Origin of the sequence: Lyngbya sp. CCY1209 (assembly GCF_035615495.1) — a bacterium.
In the GTDB taxonomy this organism is placed as follows: domain Bacteria; phylum Cyanobacteriota; class Cyanobacteriia; order Cyanobacteriales; family Microcoleaceae; genus Limnospira.
This window is the reverse complement of sequence record NZ_JAJENU010000401.1, coordinates 1-5,905: the sequence shown is the minus strand read 5'-3', so window position 1 is coordinate 5,905 and position 5,905 is coordinate 1. Positions and strand designations below refer to the sequence as shown.

The 5,905-nt window shown below is 42.2% G+C and carries 4 protein-coding genes; 3 read left to right on the top strand and 1 reads right to left on the bottom strand.

The genetic code is table 11. The annotated features are described in order from the left end of the window. The 3 genes from LKE08_RS11970 to LKE08_RS11960 all read left to right on the top strand — a co-directional run. Positions 1 to 1,931 (top strand): calcium-binding protein (locus tag LKE08_RS11970; RefSeq protein WP_324704460.1); only part of this gene is annotated, 1,931 nt, incomplete at its 5' end. A 63-nt stretch (positions 1,932 to 1,994) separates the two neighbouring features. Further along, positions 1,995 to 4,151, top strand: coding sequence for a Calx-beta domain-containing protein (locus tag LKE08_RS11965; RefSeq protein ID WP_324704459.1), 2,157 nt, complete (start codon positions 1,995 to 1,997; stop codon positions 4,149 to 4,151). Between the two features lie 160 nt (positions 4,152 to 4,311). Continuing rightward, positions 4,312 to 5,607 (top strand): CAP domain-containing protein, encoded by a 1,296-nt coding sequence (locus LKE08_RS11960; protein ID WP_324704458.1) that lies wholly within the window; start codon positions 4,312 to 4,314, stop codon positions 5,605 to 5,607. An 84-nt stretch (positions 5,608 to 5,691) separates the two neighbouring features. Here the strand turns inward: LKE08_RS11960 and LKE08_RS11955 are convergent. Continuing rightward, a partial coding sequence (locus LKE08_RS11955; protein ID WP_324704457.1) for a hypothetical protein occupies positions 5,692 to 5,905 on the bottom strand: 214 nt, incomplete at its 5' end.

Below are 5,905 nucleotides of genomic sequence, written 5' to 3'. Positions count from 1 at the left end.
GAATTAGCGGGGACGTGGATGTGACATCCAATGGAAAAGGCAGCGTGGTGCAACTGCCTCGGTTGACGGCTTTTGACAGCATCGTCAAAACCAACGGTGGACAGGTAAAAAAAATTGCTCCGAAAAAATCGCCAGTTGAAGATAATAAAACGATTGAGGGTACAGCAAAAGATGATCTGATTAACGGAACAAAAAAAGACGATATAATTAACGGTCAAGCGGGTGATGATACGCTGAATGGAAATAATGGTAATGACAAATTACTGGGTGGTAAAGGTTGGGACTTTATTCAGGGAAATGAAGGTAATGATACGCTATTGGGCAACGAAAACAGTGACGTTTTGGTTGGAGGAAACGGTCGGGATATTCTTACAGGTGGTTCTGCCAGTGATGTATTTTTCCTGACACCAGAAACCAGTAAAAAAACACTGGCAGATCGAATTACAGATTTTGATAAGGCGACAGACTTTATTGTTCTTGGCAATAACTTAACTGCCGATCAAGTGAAGCTAGAAAAAATCAAAGAAGGCACATTAATTACCGTCAAAAAAACAGGTAAAATCTTGGGAATTGTTGAGAAAGTGCAACCCTCAGATTTAGAATATAGTTTGATTTCTGGTAATGTTCCCAGTGATTTGGGCAAATTAGTAACCTTTGGAGAACCGATTTCTAAAAGTTTAGCAAATGGCAACGTCAAGTTGGAACTAAAAGGTTCTGACGGCGGTAAATTCACGACGACTTTGTCAGAAGAAAAAGGGATTGAACAAATTCGTTATTTGGCAGGTCGTTCATCAAACATCAAAGGTTCTTTTACACTTGACATCAAAAACAACGGTTCTCAAATTAATTTACAAATAGATGGAAATAAAAACGAGTGGGAAATTAAAAGGAAAAAAAATGAAGAGATAGATGTTTCCTTAAATGGTGAAGTATTTATGACGCTTCCTCCCATTCCTAAAAACGATGATGGTGGTGAAGATACAGATTGCTGTGATATAGATTTATTAGACCCATGCAAGATATTCAAACAGATTTGTGCAACTGTGGAGCAAATCAATAGCGTTCTCAGTTGGATACCGCCTCTGCCAAGTTTAGCTCCTTTGACTGCTGTACAAATGGGGTTGGAATTTACCGAATATGCTTGCTTATTAGTCTTAGGAGATGATCAAAAATTGAACGACTTGATCGCTTCAAAAACTCTCAGTTTTTTAAGTGAAAAAGCGGGAGATGCAATGCTAAATTTTTACCGAAAACAGACTCGCTTCAATAAATTTTTGGACGACAACGAAATTTTCATCAATCCCAAAGTTTTTGATGCCCTTGAGCGAACCAAAAAACAAAATGATGACATATTCAAACAGTTTCTTGGCAATGGAGTTAATTCAGTTCCTTTTTTCTCAGATTTAAGCAGTTCTATTGTCCGTTTTATTGACGATAAATTGCCAAACAATAATCGCAATAATGTCATGAAAAATCTCAGAAAGCACCTGGGTATAGATTGGTGTGATGAAGATGTAGAAACCAAGGAAGCAAACATTGAAATTGCGGGGCCCAAAGAAGTTGATCACCATAAATACGCCTTGTTTACCGTCTCCTATGATAACCCCGAAAAAGAAGCGAAAGGAGTCGAAATTATGGGGTTTGACGGCCTGACATCTGGCGTTAAATTTGTACCCATACCCAAAGCAAAACTAGAAGAAGGTAAATTTCAGTTTAAAGCATACAATGAGGACTTTTTTGGGAGTGTAGATGCAGAGAAAGTCTTTTCGGCAAACCTAGTAAGTGAGCCCTCCGTATTTTCTTACACGATCGCCGCCAGTGATCCAGATGCGACAGTTAACTTTCTGGGTGCTGGAGGCTGGTCAGGCTTGAATGCTCAAGCGATTCCAGCGACTGATAAAAATGGTGACTTTTGGGTCAAGTGGTTGTAGTACATTTGATTGGGAAATAAGAGAGATGAATTCCACGAAAAAGCAAATTAGCAGGTACGAACAATGGATAGCATTTTGAACTCGGAAACTGCTTTTTTCGTTCCAGAAACAGATATTCTGGGCCTCAACCAGATTGAGAAAGAGAATTTGGGTTTGGGGTGCGATCGCGCTTTCATTTCCAGTTCTCCGCTGGCTGGAGCGATCGCCTGGGGATTGCCGGAAGAAACGACTCCCAATGATCATGGAGAAGCAGCACAGGCAGAATTGCTTTTAAATAGCCGAAATGAAGCGATCGCGAGTGGAGACTATTTATTATTAACAGATTCCGCTGTTATCGACTCCGGTAGTGGTAGAGATTTACTGACTGGCTATACTGAGGAAATGTCCCCGGAAGACAGCGAAGATGTGCTGACGGATGATACCCGTGCGATTGAGAAAATGGTGTATGGAGTCTTGCCAACAGTTCAGGAGTTGCTGCAAGATTTTGCCGATACACCTGAGTTTGAAGTTGAGATGAGGTTGGCGTTTGGCAATCGTTACGATGCTCAAAAAGCGGATGTCTTAATGTCGGCTTTATCTGGGGGAGATGTAGAGGTATTGCAAGGAATTGAGATTGTCGATTGCGATTTTATTAAAGGGGCGAATGGTGCTTTTGCTGGAGAGACGGAAACGATTTATTTGGCGCGGGAGTTTGTGTCGGAAAACTCGGGTAATGTCGGGGCGATCGCTTCTGTAATTGTTGAAGAGTTCGGTCATTATTTAGATTGGGAAATTAATAGTAGCGATACCCCTGGAGATGAGGGGGAAATATTTGCGAGTTTTGTGTTGGGCGAGGAGTTGAGTTTGCCTGAGTTTTGGGGAATGAAGGTAGAGGATGATGGGGAAATAGTATTTTTATATAACGATAAAATTTTAATTGAAAAATCATCCATTTTAAATGTTACAAAAACAGGTAAAAATGATATAGATTCTCTGATAGGTTCCACCAAATGGAACATGAATGATTTGAACAATAAAATAACTTACGGATTTGTAGTAGCTGATGGAGATGGTTATGATAGCGAGCCTTTACAGAAGTATGGCAATAAGCATCTCTATCCACTGAATCATAGTGGACAGAGTATGGTCAGAAAAGTTTTGAATGACTTGGAGAAAATTATACCCATCGATTTTGTGGAAACATCATATTCATATAACAATCCGCCTATTATGGTTTTTATGGGTGTAGAAACCGATGGAAATCTTTCCTTTGCTTATTATCCATCTAACTCTTATGCAGGAGGAGATGTTTTCCTTGATAATGACTATCAAGACAGCTATGATACTGTAGCCCATGAAATCGGTCATGCTTTGGGCTTAAAACATCCTGGCTTCTATAACAAGGATGACAATGGACCTTTCTTGCCAGCTTCAAAAGATAATACAAACTGGACGGTTATGAGTTATAACAATAAGTTTCCATTACCTCAAGATTATCAGTCGTTAGACATTAAGGCTCTTCAATACTTGTACGGTAAAAGTGGAAGCGGCAATAGACAACCTTCAATACAAATTAATGACATTTCGATTAAAGAGGGCGATCGCACCAAAAGAGCCATGTTTAAAGTCACTCTCGACACCCGCGCTACTGAAACAGTGAAAGTCGGTTATCAAACAGTGAGCGATACTGCCAGTAGCGGTGACGACTACCGCTACAAATCTGGTACTATTACCTTTAAACCAGGTCAAAAAACCAAAAAAATTAGAGTCCCCATTTACGGCGATAACTTCAATGAAGGAAATAGAGGTTTTTGGGTGAATTTAACCAATCCTAGCAATGCTGAAATCAGCGATGGATGGGGTTATGGTTCGATTATCGAAGACGACCTTACAGTCACCCCCTCAGTTAAAATAAATGACATTTCCATAACAGAGGGCGATCGCACCAAAAGAGCCACATTTAAAGTCACCCTAGATACCCGCCCTACTCAAAGTGTTAAAGTAGATTATCAAACAGTGAATGATACTGCCTGGAGCGCTTTCGACTACCGCCACAAATCTGGTACTATTACCTTTAAACTAGGTCAAAAAACCAAAAAAATTAGAGTTCCTATTTACGGCAACAATTACTATCAGGGAGATAGAAATTTTTGGGTTTATTTAAGCAATCCGCGCAACGCTGAGATCGAGAGCGAAGACGACCAATGGGGTCACGCTTGGATTCTTGAGGATGATTTTTAGTCGGCGGATTCTGGCTCAGGAGCCATTGGCGATCGCCTTTTCCAAACCAACAAGGTGATTTTGAGTGAGGCGATCGCACTCCTAAAACCGATTCGTAGCAAACCCTGATTGAAGCCCAAAATGTGCCAACAAATTCATCGAATTTAAGGAGGCTAAGATTATGGCTGGAACAACCAATCAAAAATTTGTCAAACAAGTTATCGCACTGACTAACAAAGAACGCGAACGGTTCGGCTTAGAGCCTTTGGAGTCCAAGGGCAGGCTCAACACAGCGGCTCAAACCCACAGCCGGAATATGGCACAGAAAGACTTCTACAGTCATACGGGAAAAGATGATTCTTCTTGTGGCGATCGCATTGAGAAAACCGGTTATAAAGCCGAAACCTCGGGAGAAAATATTGCCGCTGGTCAATCCACACCCAAGGAAGTCGTTGAGGATTGGATGGATAGTAGTGGACACCGATCAAACATTCTCGACCCAGATTATGAAGACATTGGTGTGGGTTACTACTTCCGAAAAAATGACCCGGGTTACTATCGTTACCACTCTTACTGGACGCAAAACTTTGCCACCTCCGACGATGGCAAGGATTGGTGGTCAAAGTACCAAAACTTTGAGTATGGAGATGAAGGCAATGATAAACTCAAAGGCATTAAAGGGAAGGATTACTTAAGAGGTTATGAAGGCAACGATACCATCACTGGTGCAGCGGGCGACGACTATCTTCATGCGAGCAAAGGTCGCGATGTCGTCAAAGGAGGATCGGGCAATGATGAAATTCTGGGTGGAGACGGTTTTTTTTGTGGTATCGTGCAGCGCCGTTTGGATGATGAGGAAGATTCTGGCGACAAACTTTATGGCGAGGGCGGTAACGACCTGATCCAAGGAGATGGTGGTAAAGATTATATTGATGGTGGCAAGGGCCGAGATATCCTCTGGGGTGGCAGCGGCAACGACACCGTTCTAGGTATGATTGGCAATGATGCAGTCAGCGGTGGAGAAGGTAATGACTTACTCCAAGGCGGTAAAGGTAATGACTTTTTGTGGGGAGATTCGGGTGCCGACACCTTGATCGGTGTTCACCCGAAAACCGCTCGTCCTGGTAAGGGCGAGCAAGATGTCCTCACCGGCGGGGATGATGACTATGACTGGTGGAAGGAGCAAGATGGCAAAGATACCTTTGTCTTGGGCGATCGCCGCAAAGTATTTTACAACGATGGCAAGAAAAATAACGCAGGCAAAGGCGATTATGCCTTGATTCGCAATTTCAATACCGATGAAGACATCATCCAACTCCACGGTAAAGCCAAAAACTACACTCTCAAAAATTCACCCCAAGGAATGCCCGAAGGCACGGCTATTTTCCTCGATACTGCGGGCAAAGATGAATTGATCGGTATCGTCGCCGATGTTTCCGATTTGAACATTAAAGCTGATTACTTCAATTTTGTTTAGCTTAGTCTAAACCTAACGTAGAAAACATCCAAAACCTCCAGGAATTTTAGAGAGAAACTCCCGGAGGTTTATTATCACACCAACTTAAGTTTGGGTCGAACCGCCAATGTCGATGTTGCTCTGGGGATTCTCGCAGAATGCCGATTTGAATAGCTGTGAGCGATCGGCCTGTTCTCTCCTCCACCAGTTGTCCAACTCGCTTAACAATTTCTTCATTTTTTTGACGGTCCATCGTTCGTCTCCCTGATCTGCAAACTGGGGTCTAAAACCCTCTGTGACGGAACTTGAAGCCCGAATA